Annotated in this window: 15 protein-coding genes and 1 riboswitch; of the genes, 3 read left to right on the top strand and 12 right to left on the bottom strand. The window is 36.7% G+C overall.

Features of this window, described 5'->3' with window-relative positions; translation table 11 throughout:
• Positions 1–181: 181 nt before the first annotated feature.
• Positions 182–715: a VUT family protein gene (locus FEZ13_RS05350; RefSeq protein WP_146551754.1), complete on the top strand. Its 534-nt coding sequence runs from the start codon at positions 182–184 to the stop codon at positions 713–715.
• 12 nt (positions 716–727) lie between these two features.
• The gene (queC, locus tag FEZ13_RS05355) at positions 728–1408 is read left to right on the top strand and encodes a 7-cyano-7-deazaguanine synthase QueC (RefSeq protein WP_146551755.1); all 681 of its coding nucleotides are present in this window, start codon (positions 728–730) and stop codon (positions 1406–1408) included.
• Between the two features lie 168 nt (positions 1409–1576).
• Here the strand turns inward: queC and purU are convergent, their stop codons facing one another.
• Positions 1577–2485: a formyltetrahydrofolate deformylase gene (purU, locus tag FEZ13_RS05360; protein WP_146548916.1), complete on the bottom strand. Its 909-nt coding sequence runs from the start codon at positions 2483–2485 to the stop codon at positions 1577–1579.
• Between the two features lie 398 nt (positions 2486–2883).
• Here purU and FEZ13_RS05365 point away from each other — a divergent pair, with 398 nt between their 5' ends.
• Entirely contained in the window at positions 2884–3417 is a 534-nt protein-coding gene (locus FEZ13_RS05365; protein ID WP_255473052.1) for a ribonuclease H-like YkuK family protein, read from the top strand.
• Positions 3418–3931: 514 nt separating this feature from the next.
• On the opposite strand, the gene FEZ13_RS05370 is transcribed toward FEZ13_RS05365, so the two are convergent.
• From FEZ13_RS05370 to cobT, 11 genes are all read right to left on the bottom strand, one after another.
• A complete protein-coding gene (locus tag FEZ13_RS05370; protein WP_146551756.1) occupies positions 3932–4654 on the bottom strand; it encodes an amino acid ABC transporter ATP-binding protein in 723 nt (240 codons plus the stop codon).
• Positions 4651–5391 (bottom strand): amino acid ABC transporter permease, encoded by a 741-nt coding sequence (locus tag FEZ13_RS05375; RefSeq protein WP_146551757.1) that lies wholly within the window; start codon positions 5389–5391, stop codon positions 4651–4653. Before FEZ13_RS05375 ends, FEZ13_RS05370 begins: the two co-directional genes overlap by 4 nt.
• A 19-nt stretch (positions 5392–5410) precedes the next feature.
• Positions 5411–6202 (bottom strand): basic amino acid ABC transporter substrate-binding protein, encoded by a 792-nt coding sequence (locus FEZ13_RS05380; protein ID WP_146551758.1) that lies wholly within the window; start codon positions 6200–6202, stop codon positions 5411–5413.
• Positions 6203–6735: 533 nt separating this feature from the next.
• Complete coding sequence (gene cysC / locus FEZ13_RS05385; RefSeq protein WP_146548920.1) at positions 6736–7329, bottom strand: adenylyl-sulfate kinase; 594 nt, start codon at positions 7327–7329, stop codon at positions 6736–6738.
• A 13-nt stretch (positions 7330–7342) separates the two neighbouring features.
• Positions 7343–8482, bottom strand: coding sequence for a sulfate adenylyltransferase (sat, locus tag FEZ13_RS05390; protein ID WP_146551759.1), 1140 nt, complete (start codon positions 8480–8482; stop codon positions 7343–7345).
• A gap of 69 nt (positions 8483–8551) precedes the next feature.
• Complete coding sequence (locus FEZ13_RS05395; RefSeq protein ID WP_146551760.1) at positions 8552–9262, bottom strand: phosphoadenylyl-sulfate reductase; 711 nt, start codon at positions 9260–9262, stop codon at positions 8552–8554.
• Between the two features lie 13 nt (positions 9263–9275).
• Entirely contained in the window at positions 9276–10349 is a 1074-nt protein-coding gene (locus FEZ13_RS05400) for a sulfate/molybdate ABC transporter ATP-binding protein (RefSeq protein WP_146548923.1), read from the bottom strand.
• A 16-nt stretch (positions 10350–10365) separates the two neighbouring features.
• Positions 10366–11229 carry a sulfate ABC transporter permease subunit CysW gene (gene cysW, locus FEZ13_RS05405; protein WP_146551761.1) on the bottom strand — a complete coding sequence of 288 codons (864 nt, stop codon included), beginning with the start codon at positions 11227–11229 and terminating at the stop codon, positions 10366–10368.
• A 12-nt stretch (positions 11230–11241) separates the two neighbouring features.
• Complete coding sequence (gene cysT, locus FEZ13_RS05410) at positions 11242–12081, bottom strand: sulfate ABC transporter permease subunit CysT (protein ID WP_146548925.1); 840 nt, start codon at positions 12079–12081, stop codon at positions 11242–11244.
• Positions 12082–12108: 27 nt separating this feature from the next.
• Positions 12109–13143 carry a sulfate ABC transporter substrate-binding protein gene (locus FEZ13_RS05415; protein WP_146548926.1) on the bottom strand — a complete coding sequence of 345 codons (1035 nt, stop codon included), beginning with the start codon at positions 13141–13143 and terminating at the stop codon, positions 12109–12111.
• Between the two features lie 995 nt (positions 13144–14138).
• Complete coding sequence (gene cobT / locus FEZ13_RS05420) at positions 14139–15188, bottom strand: nicotinate-nucleotide--dimethylbenzimidazole phosphoribosyltransferase (RefSeq protein WP_146551762.1); 1050 nt, start codon at positions 15186–15188, stop codon at positions 14139–14141.
• A 79-nt stretch (positions 15189–15267) separates the two neighbouring features.
• Positions 15268–15447: riboswitch (cobalamin riboswitch) on the bottom strand.
• Between the last annotated feature and the right edge of the window lie 473 nt (positions 15448–15920).

Genomic DNA, 15920 nt, shown 5'->3' on the forward strand with positions numbered 1-15920 from the left:
GGCAGGAGGAGATGAAAAAATGAATTTTCTATAGAGTAAAGGATGATTACATCAATTACGCCTCCAGCGTAATTGTTATTCAAAACATTGACTTTTAAGTACATGGATGAGCGCATTCGTTTTATCCCATAGATCAACGACCATTTATCATGTACTTCATTTTTTAAAAGGAGACTTTTCAATGAGAATCATCTTATATCTTGCTGCAATTGTTTTAGCAAATGTTATTACAGCAAAGTTTGCACCACTTCAATTGGGTGTCTTTATTATCCCTTACGGTTCTTTTCTAATTGGAGCTACGTTCATTTTACGTGATCTTGTACAAAACAAATATGGTAAAAAAAATACCTATCTTTTCATTGGTCTTGCGTTATTCTTATCCGCGATTTCTAGCTATGTTCTAGGCGATACACTGTGGATTGTTTTCGCAAGTGCCATTAGTTTTGCAGTTTCCGAAACAACAGATACTGAAATATATTCAAGATTAAAGACATCCATCAACTTACGGATCTTATATAGTGGTATATTTGGAGGGATTTTGGACTCTTCTATTTTCGTCATTGTTGGTCTATCCCCAATTGGTGCAGGCATGGTTCCATGGGACGCTGTTTGGATGGCGATCTTGGGACAACTTATGATCAAAATTGGCATGCAATTCTTAGGAGTACTTGTTCTTCGTTTGACCAATTTCTCCAAAATAGAATGGGCAAATTAAATCAGGAGATGAATGATAGTGTTAAGAGATGAAAAAGCAATCGTCGTATTTAGTGGTGGACAAGATAGCACGACTTGCTTATTTTGGGCATTACAAACTTTTAAAGAAGTAGAGGCTGTTACATTCAATTATCAGCAACGACATGTAGCTGAAATCGAATGTGCAAAAGAAATCGCAAAAGAATTGAATGTGAAACACCATATTTTAGATATGTCCTTACTCAATCAGTTAGCACCTAATGCGCTTACTCGGGATGATATTGAGGTCAAAGCAGGAGAAAATGGTGAATTACCCTCAACTTTTGTTCCTGGACGAAACTTGTTATTCTTATCATTTGCTGGTATTTTAGCGAATCAAGTAGGAGCCAAACATCTTATTACAGGGGTATGCGAAACTGATTTCAGTGGCTATCCTGACTGCAGAGATAACTTTATCAAGTCATTGAATGTGACATTAAATCTGGCAATGGATGAACATCTTGTCATCCACACACCGTTAATGTGGCTGGATAAAGCAGAAACTTGGAAAATGGCCGATGAGATGGGAAAATTGGAGTATGTTCGTACGAAGACTTTAACATGCTACAATGGTATTAAAGGCGATGGTTGTGGAACATGCCCAGCGTGTCAGTTGCGCTCAAACGGTTATCAAAAATATATGAAAATGAAGAAAAAAGAAAAGACGCTATTTTAAAGGGGTTTCTGGCAATAAGCGAAAATGCCTAGCATCAAAATACTCTGAATGAAGAGAAAAAATCTGCTCATATCTAACTAGTAGAATGAGCAGATTTTTTTTAATTGATTAAGGATTATTTTACGAAACAGGATTTTTAGAGAATCCTGTTTTTTTATATTTGAAACATCAATGGAATACAATCGTTTTATTGTCTTCCACGATAATCCGATTTTCTATATGCCATTTGACAGCTTTTACTAAGACGCGACGTTCGATTTGCGCACCGATTTTTTTCAACTGTTCTGCATTATCACGGTGATCTACACGTTCTACATCTTGTTCAATGATTGGACCTTCGTCTAAATCATTCGTTACATAATGGGATGTGGCACCGATTAATTTAACACCTCGCGCAAATGCACGTTGATATGGATTTGCTCCAATAAAAGCTGGTAAAAATGAATGGTGAATATTAATGATGCGATTTTTAAAGTGATCGACAAACTCGGGGGTTAAAATTTGCATATAGCGTGCTAAAATTAAAACATCCACATTATATTCTTCCACTAATCGAATTTGTTCTTTTTCTACTTGCTCGCGAATATTTTTATTGGCAGGAATATAATAGAATGGGATGCCTAATGCTTCAACCATCGGACGCGCCGTTTCATGATTGCTAATAACGAGTGCAATATCCATCTCTAAATCGCCATTTTGCCATTCCCATAAAAGTTCTAACAAACAATGTGGTTCTTTTGATACAAAAATGGCAGAACGTTGACGGACATTTCGATAGTAAAAATGATATTCCATTTGGTAATCTTCTGCGATTCTTTCAAATTCCTTTTCCATTTCTACAGCTTTTGCTGGCAAATTGTCACAGTGATATTCAATGCGAATAAAAAACGTACCGTTCTCTGGATCTGTTGAAAATTGGCTAGACTCAATAATATTGGCATTGTGATTATGTAAAAAAGAAGATAATACCGATACGATACCAGGTTTATCCGGACATTTTACTAACAGGCGTGCTCGATTTTCTAATCTATTCGAATGATTTTCTAACTTTTCATTATGTTCAAGTTTATTCGTCATCTAAGTACATCTCCCAGTTTCAATATACCTTAAATTATCAAATAATTTCAGTGAATATTCAAGTTTTTTCTTTTCACAATGACAGTTATTCATTTCTTTTTATTATTATCTTTCATAGGCGTGTTGATTAGCCTGTCTTACTTGTAAAAACAGGAAGAATTCGTTGGTTTCCAGCTACGACTTGCTCGCTTTCCTGCGGGGAGAGAAGCATGCCGCAGTGAAAATCTATATAAATGGAGCAAAGAATCCATATTTTTGAAGGATTATGTCAAATATATTTCCTGATTTCTGCCCAATCAACACGCTTGGCATGGTTATTCACCTGTACGAAATGAAAAGCAGTTGGATATACTTGTATGAAGACACATTTATCCTATTGAGGGAAAGAAGCGTGAACGATGAATCATTCATTTCATTACGATCCTTTTCAAAATCTGCAAGAAAAAAATATGACTTTCGAAGATGTTTTTCAATATATAGCCAATTTTATGCATCAAAATCCAAAGGGACAATATCGTTTAATTATTGGAACCGATTCACAAGTTCATAAAACGTATACCATATTTATCACAGGTATAGTTATTTTGCGGGAAGGAGATGGCGTGTGGGCTTGTATAAGGAGAGTCATTGTACCTCGAAAAATGTTGCATCTACATGAAAGAATTTCATTGGAACTTTCATTTACAGAAGAAGTTGTTTCCATGTTTACAGAAGAAAAAAAGAAAGAGTTAATTGACATTGTTTTGCCCTATATATATGATGGTTCAACTTTTGCAATGGAAGGACATATCGATATAGGAGCTGGAAACCGCAACAAAACGCGAGAATTTGTGAATGAAATGGTTACTAGGATAAAATCTATTGGAGTGGAACCAAAGATTAAGCCCGATGCTTTCGTCGCTTCAAGCTACGCCAATCACTTTACAAAATAGCATGGCATAAAATGGAACTTTTATAAAAGGAAAACACTGATGAAGAATAACGATATTCTGATTTTCATTTTCTAACGAATCTCAAATGACCGCAACTAATGAAAAATCCATCCAGCAATATACACGCTGAATGGATTCTTTTATTCATCTCACATGAATAGACAGTTTATACAATTTAAAACACAAGTAAAAAACAACTACAGGCGTGTTGATTATCCCATTTAATCCATAAAAATAGGGGGATTCGTTGATTTCCGCTCCGGCTTGCTCGCTTTCCTGCGGGCGAATGCTGAGCCTCCTCGCTACGCTACGGGGTCTCATCTATTCGCTTTTCCCGTGGGAGTCGAGCAAGCCGCAGCGAAGATCTATATAAATGGTCTTAAAAATACAGAGTTTTTCAGAACTATGCCAAACAGACACCCCTAATTTTGTCAAATCAACACGCGTGAAACAACTATCTATTTATAAAGAACTTCTGCACTGAATGAAAAAAACACCACTGTGTCAAGCTTCTTTATAGTACCTTTCCTAAAAATGCTTTTGTTCTTTCGTTTTGCGTATGGCCAAATACTTCTTCTGGATGACCTTCCTCGACAATATAGCCACCATCCATGAATATGACACGGTCTGCTACTTCACGGGCAAATCCCATTTCATGTGTGACAATCACCATCGTCATTCCTTCTTCAGCTAATTGCTTCATAACATCCAACACTTCCTTGACCATCTCAGGATCAAGAGCGGATGTTGGTTCATCAAATAGCATAACTTTAGGTTTCATCGCAAGAGCTCGTGCAATCGCCACACGTTGTTGTTGCCCCCCAGAAAGCTGATCAGGATAATTATAAGCTTTTTCCCGCAGTCCAACTTTATCCAATAGTTCCAACGCTAATTTTTCCGCATCTTTTTTAGCCATTTTGCGAACTTGAATAGGTGCCATTGTGATATTCTCAATAACCGTCATATGAGGAAAAAGATTGAACTGTTGAAAAACCATCCCTACTTCTGTACGGATTTCATTGATATTCGTTTTTGGATCATTTACTTTAACATCGTCTATGTAAATTTCACCATCTGTCATTTCTTCTAATAAGTTAATACATCTTAGAAATGTACTTTTTCCTGATCCAGAAGGTCCAATCACACAAACTACTTCTTTTTCTTGAACTTCATAATCAATACCTTTTAAAACTTCAAGATTTCCAAAACTTTTGTGTAGGTTTTTAATCTTTATCATACCGCATCCTGCCCTTCGTCATTGTTTTGCGGATGATCTAGCTTTCTTGAACGTCTTTTTCTTGGATTATAATGATTGCTAAAACGTTTTTCAATGTAAGCAACAAGCTTTGTTACAATATAAGTTAAAATTAAGTATAATGCTGCTGCCACTAAATAAGGCTCCCAGAAACGTTGATAAGCACCTACTACCACTTTACTTGCATACAGAATATCGTTAGCAGCGATAACCGTTACAAGTGATGAATCTTTTAATAATGCAATAAACTCGTTACCTAATGGGGGAATCATGCGTCGGAACGCCTGTGGTAAAATAACTTTTACCATTGCCTTGTTATGTGTTAAGCCTAATGAACGTGCCGCCTCCATTTGACCTTTATCAATGGACTGTATTCCCGCACGAATAATTTCTGCAACATATGCAGCACTATTTAGAATAAGCGCAGTAATACCTGATACCATATATCCATAGGACTGTCCAAAAATAGAAGGAATCACTGCTAAATGAATGATTAAAATTTGAACAAGCATTGGCGTCCCGCGAAATAAATCAACGTATATTTTCGATGGCCAATAAATCCATTTACTTTTCGATGTTTTACCAAGACCTAATAAGATTCCTAGTATAAGACCACCCAAATAACCACAAATGGTTAAAGAAACGGTTACCCAGATCCCACGTAAAAATAAGTCACGGTAGTTCCAGACTATATCCCAGCGTAAATCAAAGAAGTTCATCTGGTATACCCCCAATCAATTATTTAAGTTCTTGGCTTGTAATTTTAGCTAGTTTGCCATTTTCTTTCATTTTCTTTAGTCCTTCATTTAGGACATCCAATACCTCTTTATTGCCCTTTTTCACCATAAAGCCATAGTATTCTTTTTCAAATGCATCATCTTCCACTGTTTTCAATTTAGCATCCGGATTATTTTTCAAGTATTCGATGACAACAGCATTATCCCCGATTGCAGCATCAACTGAACCATTGATCACTTCTTGGAATGCAAGCGGTTGGTTTTCATAAGCTTTAATTTTTGGACTTGTTTTTCCTTGTAATTTTTGCGCAGCAATATGACCTGTTGTATTAATTTGAACAGCAATTTTTTTATCTTTTAAATCTTGAAGTGATTTCACTTTTGAGTCTTTTTTAACAACGATTAGCTGAGTCGCTTCATAGTACGGTTCTGTAAAATCATATGTTTCTTTTCGTTCATCTGTAATCGTAATACCAGATGCACCTAAATCGATTTCACCATTCGTTACTTGTTGGAAAACAGGTTCCCAGCCAATATTCTTCACTTCGAATTCCTTACCTGTTTCTTCTCCAATAGCTTTTAAAACATCAACATCAATTCCGACAACTTTACCGTTATCATCCATTGATTCAAATGGCGCAAATGTTGCTTCAGTTCCTGCTATTAGTTTCTCTTTTTTATTCGAGTCTTTACTTGAAGAATCCTTCGCCCCATCAGAGCCACAAGCTGCTAAAATCATTGAAACAGCCATCACCAACATTAGCATTGATAATAATTTTTTTCTTTTCCCCATAAAATGGACCCCCTATGTGTTATCACTCTATTAATATAAAATTATTAAGCTAGATCAACTATCACTTATCACTAGTAAGTCCAATTATATAAAATTAAAAATAGTAAAACAATATTTATTTTTTTGATAAATCAAAACTTCACATAGTTGGGTATTCTCTTTCTCACATTGTATGTTAGTTGTACAAATCGGGTTTTTACCAATATCTGATTCTCTACTTATTTTCTTCTAAATGTTAGAAATCTTTCTACCTGGCAATACACGATAAATAGAACAGGTGTGTTGATTATCCAATTTTGCCCATAAGGATAGAGAGAATTCGTTGATTTCCGTTGCGGATTGCTCGTTCTTCACTTGTCTTCCATTTCCATTACAAATAACATATATGACTATTATTACTCAAATTCCAATTTTCTCTTACATATTCACATAAGTATTTCAAGAAAAAGCCAACGAAAACTTTATGGTTTACGTTGGCTCTTATATAATATCAATATATGAATGAGATAACGCCATCCTTGATGAATGTTCTTCTAAATTAACCCTTTTTCGATTAAAATTTTCGATAGTTTCTCAACGCATTCTTCAATTGAATACTTTTCGGTATTCAAGGCGATTTCCGGGTTTTCTGGGGCTTCATAAGGCGCTGTAAGTCCTGTGAAATTTGGTATTTCTGCATTTCGTGCTTTCTTGTATAAACCTTTTGGATCTCGTTTTTCACATTCTTCTAAGGAACATTCGATGTAAACTTCAAGAAACTCCCCATCTTCTACAAGATTTCGCACTACTTCTCGATCTTCTCGAAATGGAGAGATAAATGCAGTGATCACAATTTGACCACTATCAACGAATAATTTTGATACTTCTCCAATACGGCGAATATTTTCTTTTCGATCCGTATCTGTAAATCCTAAATCATTGTTCAAACCATGACGAATATTATCACCATCTAAAACATACGTTTGTAAACCCCGATCGAATAGTTTGCGTGCGAATGTATTTGCAATGGTAGACTTTCCCGATGCAGAAAGACCCGTAAACCATAGGATGAAGCTTCCATGTTTATTTTTCTTACGGCGTTCTTCTTTCGCAATTGACGCCTCATGCCAAACAATATTCGAACTCATTACTTTCCCTCCATTAAATAGATACTTCTTGTTTTAACCCTCTGATCAATACTTCCACCACTTCTTTACGGCTAAATGTGCTTGGAGGTACTTCTCCGTTTCTTAACATTTCACGTACTTTCGTTCCAGATAAAATAATACGGCTTTTCTCATCATGCGGACATGTTTTAGTTGTAGCCATTCCTTCGCATTCCGTACAATAAAAACTATGTTCAAATTTTAACGGTTGAATGCCAATTTCCTCTGGTGTAAATTGATCGAATAATTTTTGGGCTTCATATGTACCATAATAGTTACCTACTCCAGCATGGTCACGACCAACAATAAAATGTGTACACCCATAATTTTTCCGAACTAATGCATGAAATATGGCTTCACGTGGTCCAGCATATCTCATAGCAGCCAAAAATACGCCTAATTGAACTCGTTCTTTTGGATAATATTTATCTAATAATACTTCATAACTTTCCATACGTATGGAAGCTGGGATATCGTCTGATTTGGTTTCACCAACAAGTGGATTTAAAAATAAGCCGTCAACAATTTCCAACGCTGTCTTTTGAATATATTCATGTGCACGGTGGACAGGGTTGCGTGTTTGGAAACCCACAATTGTTTTCCAGCCTTTTTCTTCAAATAAGGCACGTGTTTCTTGCGGCTCAAATGTATAAATAGGAAATTGTTTAGGGGATTTTTTGATTAACGTGATTTTTCCACCAACATACGTGTTAGGACGACTATAAAGTCTTTTAACGCCTGGATGTGCTTCATCTGAAGTACCATAAACGTTTGTCGCCTCTTTCTCTTTATCAGGTGTATAAATATCTGCTATATCGATAGTGCCATATACTTCTCCATCATATAGCAATTTTGCTTGTTCGCCGATTTTTAAAGTTGCTGCTTTTTCTTCAGTTACTGGTAATGTAATTGGAATACTCCATACTATTCCAGTTGATAATCTCATATTTTTGACAACAGACTCATAATCATCTTTCGTTAAGAAACCTTCGATTGGACTGTAGGCACCAACACCTATCAGTTCTAAATCACTGAAAGAAATCGCATCAAGATCAATTTCTTGTTGAATCTTTGTAATGTCTTTTAATGGTTCATAGCGTTGAATTAGTTGACCACCGTGTGGTTGAATACTCATATTTTCTTTCCCTCCGTCATAATTGATGCTATTTTAGCTGATCAATTCATGTTCATGCTGTTCACTTTTTTAGCTTTCGGTATGTAAGCCACATTCCGTTTTAGTCATCCCTTGCCATCTTCCTGCACGTAGATCTTCCATGGAGAAGACCGGCTTTGTACAATATTCACACCCAATGCTTGGATATCCTTGATCGTGTAGTGGGTTATAGGTTAATTCATGTTTTGACACATAGCGCCAAACATCTTTCCATGTCCAATGAATCAGTGGACAGATTTTAATAGAATGAAAACGATTGTCTTTATTGATAAATTCAACGTTTTTTCTCGTTTCTGATTGGTCACGTCGTAAACCTGAGATCCAAGCTTTTGATCCTGTTAAAACTTCATTTAACGGATCCAGTTTACGAATTTGGCAGCACTGATTTGGATTACGCTCCCATAATTTATCACCAAATTGTTCCTTTTGTTGTTCTAATGTGATCGCTGGTTTTTTTAGCACGATATGAAGTGATGGATATTTTTCACGTACACGGTCAATCGTTTCATAAGTTTCTTTAAAATGAACATCTGTATCAAGAAAGACAATTTGTGCATCGGGCTGAACTTTAGAGATTAAATCAATTAACACAATTCCTTCAATACCAAAGCTGCAAGAATAGACGATATCTTTACCATAATGTTGGTAGCTCCACTGAAGGACGTTCAATGCCCCCTTATAGATGTCATCTACATCAAATGACAGGTCCTTCCGATCTTCCCAAGTATCATATGTCAGCATTGTTGTCTCCCTCCTATATGACAAAATCTTCTGGAATAAATACTTTCATTTCTTTTGGTCGTACATATACGAATTCGCCGACAGATAAATTGAGCTGTTCGTATTCCTCTTTTGTAAGTTCTACTTCTACATATTCATCCATATTTTCACGCTTTAATTCCACATACCAAACCGGACCAATCGAATGGCAAAAGAATACCTTTGCGGCAATTGCATCATCGCTTTGTTTTTGCCGATCGATTTTCATATGATGGGGACGGACATATCCTACTGCTTCTTTATCAGATATATTTTGATATTCGGGTACATTTAGTTCTACAGAGCCCACCTTAAGCTTACCCTGATCCAATCTTCCATGGAATAAGTTCACATCGCCTAAAAAATCGTAGACAAATGGACTTTTAGGAGAGTCATAAACTTCTGAAGGTGTACCAATCTGTTCGATTTTCCCTTCATTCATAATGACAATACGATCGGCTACATCTAATGCTTCTTCTTGGTCATGGGTGACAAAAACACTTGTCACATGCATTTCATTATGTAATTTTCTTAACCAACGTCGCAATTCTTTTCTTACTTTGGCATCAAGTGCTCCAAAGGGTTCATCTAGTAATAAGATTTGTGGTTCAACTGCAAGCGCTCTCGCTAATGCTACGCGTTGTCTTTGTCCACCGGATAACTGAGAAGGATAGCGCTTAGCAAATCCACTCAACTTTACAAGATCTAATAATTCATAAACTTTCTTTTCAATTTCAGCTTTTTTAGGGCGCAATTTCTTTTTCCTTACGTTTAAGCCAAATGCTATATTGTCAAATACCGTCATATGCTTAAATAACGCGTAATGTTGAAAGACAAAACCGACATCTCGTTGGTTGACGTGCGTATTCGTTAAATCTTTGCCATCAAAAGAAATTATTCCCTCTTCAATCGATTCAAGACCTGCAATCATTCGAAGTAATGTCGTTTTACCCGATCCTGATGGCCCTAATAGTGCTACTAACTCCCCTTTTGGAATTTCTAGATTAATATTCTGAAGGGCTTGAAACGAACCATATCGCTTTGATACATCCCGTATTTCAATTGTCATTTTGCATCATCCATTCTTAATGTTTTTCCGTACGCCATTCAATCCAAGTCTTGATTAAAAGTGTAACAAGAGCGAGTAATGACATTAAAGATGCCACTGCAAATGCGGCTGAAAATTGGTATTCATTGTAAAGGATCTCAACATGGAGAGGCATTGTATTCGTTTCACCACGAATATGACCAGATACGACAGACACAGCTCCAAACTCACCAATTGCGCGTGCATTACAAAGGATCATTCCATAAAGTAATCCCCATTTTATCGAGGGCAACGTGACACGTAAAAACATCTGCCAACCATTTGCTCCAAGTGATATGGCTGCTTCTTCCTCTGTTTTTCCTTGTGCCTGCATAACAGGAATAAGCTCCCTCGCAACAAAGGGCAGCGTCACAAACATGGTCGCAATGATGATACCGGGAACGGAAAAGATGATTTTCAATCCAAATTCATCTAAAAATGGTCCAAGCACCCCACGAGGTCCAAAGAACAGCACTAAAACTAACCCAGCGATAACAGGTGATACCGCAAAAGGTAGTTCAATTAAAGATAATAAAATCTGCTTACCTTTAAATTGAAATTTCGTAATAAGCCAGGCAGCTGCAATACCGAATACCACATTTAACGGTACAGAAATAATCGCCACTAAGATCGTCAACTTAATCGCTGACAGTGCATCTGGTTCTGTGATGGCTGCGAAATAGACTTCTGCTCCCTTCTCAAATGCTTTAACAAAGATGAAAACAAGTGGTATTAGTAGAAACACCACTAAATATAAGAACATCAATGATATTAAAATGTACTTTGTCCAATTGACTTCTTTCTTTGCATGTTTGATGCCATCTGTTGATTTAACTTCCTGTCTGACCAAATCAGTTGTCATTCTTTTATCCTCCTATTCGCTTTGGAATTCATGTTTTCGACTCCATTTTTGGAGTAAATTAATGACAATGAGGCAAACGAAGGATATAACGAGCATGACAACTGCTATAGCCGTTGCCCCTGCATAGTCAAATTGCTCAAGCTTTGACATGATCATAAATGGTGCAATCTCCGTTTTCATCGGCATGTTTCCTGCAATAAATACGACTGAACCATATTCCCCTAAACCTCTAGCAAAGGCCAGAGAAAAACCGGCTAATACCGGTGGCAACAATTCAGGAAAAATTACTTTTAAAAAAATCTGTTGCTTTGAAGCTCCTAAACTTGCAGCAGCCTCCTCTACCTCTTTTTCCATGTTTTCAAGTACTGGTTGCACCATTCTCACAACAAATGGCAGACCAATAAACATGAGTGCAATTGTAATACCGATTGGAGTAAAAGCAATTTTGATATGGAATAGGGAGAAGAATTGTCCTAACCAACCATCCTTACCATATAACGTCGTTAAAGTAATGCCCGCAACTGCTGTTGGCAAGGCAAATGGTAAATCGATAAATCCATCAATAATACGCTTGCCTGGGAATCGATAGCGAACTAAAACCCAGGCAATCAATAAACCAAATACCGCATTCACCAATGCTGCAACAAAAGCCGTCGCAAAACTTATTTTGTAAGCATGAAAAACACGATCGCTTGTTACAATTTTGATAAAATCATGCCAGCCAAGCTGAGAAGACTCGATAAATACCATGGACAGTGGGATCAATACGATTAAACTCATATACAGCATCGTGATTCCCAATGAAAGTCCAAAACCGGGTAGGACGTTCTTTTTTTTATATTTTTTCTTCATATTTATACCTCCTACCATTCCAAGCACTTACTTACTATAAATTTGGTCGAATACACCGCCATCATTAAAGTGTTTTTCTTGTGTATCTCTCCAACTACCAAATACATCATCGATAGTAAATAATTTAATGTCAGGGAATTGATCTTTGTATTTTGCTGCAATTTCTTTATTGCGTGGGCGATAATAATTTTTCGCCGCAATCTCTTGACCTACGTCACTATATAAATATTTCAAATATGCTTCTGCCACTTTTGTCGTTCCTTTTTTCTTTGCAACACTGTCTACCACTGCAACATTTGGTTCAGCTAGGATACTAACAGAAGGATTCACAATCTCGAATTTATCTTTTCCAAGTTCTTTTAATGAAAGAAGTGCTTCATTTTCCCATGCGATTAGCACATCACCAATACCCTTTTCAACAAAAGTAGTTGTAGCCCCACGAGCACCAGAGTCTAGAACTTCTACATTTTTATAAAGGTCTTTTACAAATTGTTTTGCTTTTTCTTCGTCATTGTTATTTTTTTGAAGTGCATAGCCCCAAGCTGCTAAGTAATTCCAACGAGCTCCTCCAGATGTTTTAGGATTTGGTGTGATAACAGAAACGCCCTTCTTCGTAAGATCATCCCAATCTTTGATACCTTTCGGATTACCTTTCCTTACTAAGAAAACAATCGTTGAAGTGTAAGGTGCTGAATTATCATCGAAACGATTAATCCAATCTTTGTTTAACAGCTTCTGATCAGCAATCGCATCAATATCATAAGCTAATGCCAGTGTAACCACATCTGCTTCTAACCCATCGATAACAGAGCGCGCTTGGCTTCCTGAACCCCCATGAGATTGTTTAATCGTAACTTTCTGACCTGTTTCCTCTTTCCAATGTTTTGCAAATTCTTTGTTGTATTCTTGATACAATTCTCGTGTTGGATCATAAGATACATTCAAAAGTTCAACGGATTTCTTTGCACCTGATCCTTCTGAATCTCCTTTACCGCACCCTGATAATAGTAAAAAAGTGGATAATACCACCGCTGCACTAGTAAATAATTTTCTCTTTTTCATTCGTAATTCCCCCCATATAAACTTTTTCTGAACGAATTAAATATTTGCCGCTAACTAAAAGCAATTCTAAAGTATGTAAAAATGCCTTTAGTTTCTCTAATCAGCATTTAATATTATAATTCCAATTAGTTAAATAGGTATTTAGAAACAAAAAAAGACTCCACATCAAAAGAAATATAGAAAAATATTTCTATTAACGTAAGAGCCTCTAGTCTTCTAGTGAGCTTTACAATCATTTAATTCCTACTAACATAGTAACGATAGTATATTTTTTTATAATGAAATTGTCAATACCTTTTTGGAATTTTCAGTTGAATCATCCGTTTTTTAATGTATTCTAACATGAAAAAGAAAAAAGATTTAAACTTCTAGCTGAATCAATTTCATTAATCATTTTCTTCTTAAAAAATACGAACATTAAGAATAACTAATTTTGATAGTTGTGGAGCGGAAGACGGCGACTCCTCGATTAGGCTTGCGCATTTCCTTCGTGCGGTGTGAGTTCAAGGAGGCTTATTCAAAGTCCTACGGGAAAAGCTTGAGCTGAAAGCCCCGCAGGAACAATTTAAGGGACAAAGCCTAAGTTCGCCACGTCCTGTGGCAACGGCTTCGGGGTCAACATCGTGTCGACCCGAGGAGATTGAAGCCAAGCCCGTGGAAAGCGCCGTCTGGAGCGGAACAAAAATTTCTGAATATTAATTTTCATGTTGATTTGAAATGTTCGTGTTTTTTATCTGAATTTTACATTATGAAATTGATTCAGCTATATGAAGGAATAATTCCTATTTTCCGTTAATGAGCATTTAGAATTATTTTTATCATATGTGTTGATTATCCAATTAATAGGGATTAAAATCGCATTCATCTTGACTCTTATTGAAGTGGTGTCTTCTGTACTTGTCGCTACGCTTTCATTACAAAAAGGATTTGCTAAATTAAGATAAATAACCCATCCTTAGAACTCTATTTTAAGATGGGTTATGTTTGTTAGTAGGTTAAATACTCATCCCTACGTCTTCAAAGGTTGGCATATTTTTCATCATGCTACATGCAGCTTCGATAATTGGAAAAGCTAAGGCAGCTCCAGAGCCTTCTCCTAAACACATGTTCATCTTTAGCATAGGTTCCTTACCAAGAAGTTCGCTCGCCTTTTTCCCACCTGGCTCGTCCGTTGCATGTGAAGTAATGAGGTAATCCTTTACTTTTGGCTCGATAGTCGTTGCGATTAAGGCAGAGGCTGTTGAAATCAGTCCGTCTACTACCACTGGAACTCGATTCGCTGCAGCTGCCAGCATAACGCCAGCCATGCCTCCGATTTCCAAGCCACCAACCTTTGCTAATACGTCAATGCCATCAGCTGAATTGGGTTGATTGATAGTAATAGCATTGCGAATGACTTCTATCTTATGAGCTAATCCACCTTTGCCCAGTCCAGCACCTCTCCCTGTTATTTCTTTCGGGTCACAATTGGCTAAAACAGATAATATGGCCGTACTTGGAGTTGTATTGCTAATACCCATTTCACCCGTACCTAATAGATTAGCACCTTGTTGTATTTCTTTTGTCGCAATCTCAATGCCGACCTCTAGCGCTTTAATAGCCTCTTCTCTTGTCATAGCAGGTCCTTTAGCCATATTGTCCGTTCCTTTTTTTATTTTCCGAATAATAACTCCAGCATCACTTGGGATATCTTCTTTGATTCCAATATCTACTGCTACAATTTTAGCTCCAGAAACTTTGGCGATTGTCCCTACACCTGTAATTCCTTTGGCGATATTTAATGTTTGTTCAATCGTTACTTCTTGCGGATTACTTGTAACCCCTTCCTCATATACACCATGATCTGCAGCCATTACAATCATTACTTTTTGATCGACTGCAGGAAAAAGTTCTTTCGTAATTCCTGATAATTGAACAGCGATATCTTCTAATTTTCCTAAACTTTTTGGGGGTTTGATAAGGCTGTCCACTCTTTCTCTAGCTTTTACCAACATTTCTTGATCCAAGTCTTCTACTTTTTCAATCGTTTGTTGTAATAAATTCACTTTTCATCTCTCCCGAATAAAATTAAAAGCCTGCAGCTTATTTGCATCGCAAATAAACCGCAGACTTTTCCATCATCTGTGTCATTCAAGTAATAAGGCAGGTCTCCTGGCTTGGGGTCATCATTTGAACAAACCTTCCCAGAACAATGTCCAGTGGTATTTTCGAACAAACTTCCCTATACAGTGGCGGGTCCGCTGAAGCTTTTCACTTCATTCCCTATTCTCCTTAATTAAAGGCACCTTACACTTTTATGAATTTTCTATCATTATGATACTAGGAAATTGAATGGAAAGCAATATGTAAAGGATGACTACTCACATTTCAAATAATTCATTCAGGCACGTTTGTTATCCAATTTTATCCATAAAGTATTTATTCGCCCCTTGAAACAATTTATTTGCTCTCTCAGAGATTTTATTCGCTCTCTCAAAAGATTTATTCGCTCTTTCAAAGACTTTATTCGCTCCTTCCGCAGGACATTGGATTGTTTTTTTATCGAATATGTGCTACACAAAAGGAACAAGCAAGCCGCAGCGAAGATCTATATAAATGGTCCGAAAAATACAGGTTTTCTCAAAAATTATGCCACGGACAGCCTAATTTTTGTAAAATCAACACGCGTGATAAAATATATATTTTTAAGGATTATGTCAAATATATCTCCTGATTTCGGAAGAACTCATTTAATTGATAGGGATTCAATGAGTTAAATTCTGCGAAAAAACAGAGCA

The sequence above is a fragment of the Rummeliibacillus sp. SL167 genome (assembly GCF_007896505.1).
Taxonomy (GTDB): domain Bacteria; phylum Bacillota; class Bacilli; order Bacillales_A; family Planococcaceae; genus Rummeliibacillus; species Rummeliibacillus suwonensis.

Bases quoted from the DNA above. Each gene is read 5' to 3' on its own strand.
- FEZ13_RS05350 (WP_146551754.1), top strand. From the start codon at position 182: ATGAGAATCATCTTATATCTTGCTGCAATTGTTTTAGCAAATGTTATT.
- queC (WP_146551755.1), top strand. From the start codon at position 728: ATGATAGTGTTAAGAGATGAAAAAGCAATCGTCGTATTTAGTGGTGGA.
- purU (WP_146548916.1), bottom strand. From the start codon at position 2,485: ATGACGAATAAACTTGAACATAATGAAAAGTTAGAAAATCATTCGAAT.
- FEZ13_RS05365 (WP_255473052.1), top strand. From the start codon at position 2,884: ATGAATCATTCATTTCATTACGATCCTTTTCAAAATCTGCAAGAAAAA.
- FEZ13_RS05370 (WP_146551756.1), bottom strand. From the start codon at position 4,654: ATGATAAAGATTAAAAACCTACACAAAAGTTTTGGAAATCTTGAAGTT.
- FEZ13_RS05375 (WP_146551757.1), bottom strand. From the start codon at position 5,391: ATGAACTTCTTTGATTTACGCTGGGATATAGTCTGGAACTACCGTGAC.
- FEZ13_RS05380 (WP_146551758.1), bottom strand. From the start codon at position 6,202: ATGGGGAAAAGAAAAAAATTATTATCAATGCTAATGTTGGTGATGGCT.
- cysC (WP_146548920.1), bottom strand. From the start codon at position 7,329: ATGAGTTCGAATATTGTTTGGCATGAGGCGTCAATTGCGAAAGAAGAA.
- sat (WP_146551759.1), bottom strand. From the start codon at position 8,482: ATGAGTATTCAACCACACGGTGGTCAACTAATTCAACGCTATGAACCA.
- FEZ13_RS05395 (WP_146551760.1), bottom strand. From the start codon at position 9,262: ATGCTGACATATGATACTTGGGAAGATCGGAAGGACCTGTCATTTGAT.
- FEZ13_RS05400 (WP_146548923.1), bottom strand. From the start codon at position 10,349: ATGACAATTGAAATACGGGATGTATCAAAGCGATATGGTTCGTTTCAA.
- cysW (WP_146551761.1), bottom strand. From the start codon at position 11,229: ATGACAACTGATTTGGTCAGACAGGAAGTTAAATCAACAGATGGCATC.
- cysT (WP_146548925.1), bottom strand. From the start codon at position 12,081: ATGAAGAAAAAATATAAAAAAAAGAACGTCCTACCCGGTTTTGGACTT.
- FEZ13_RS05415 (WP_146548926.1), bottom strand. From the start codon at position 13,143: ATGAAAAAGAGAAAATTATTTACTAGTGCAGCGGTGGTATTATCCACT.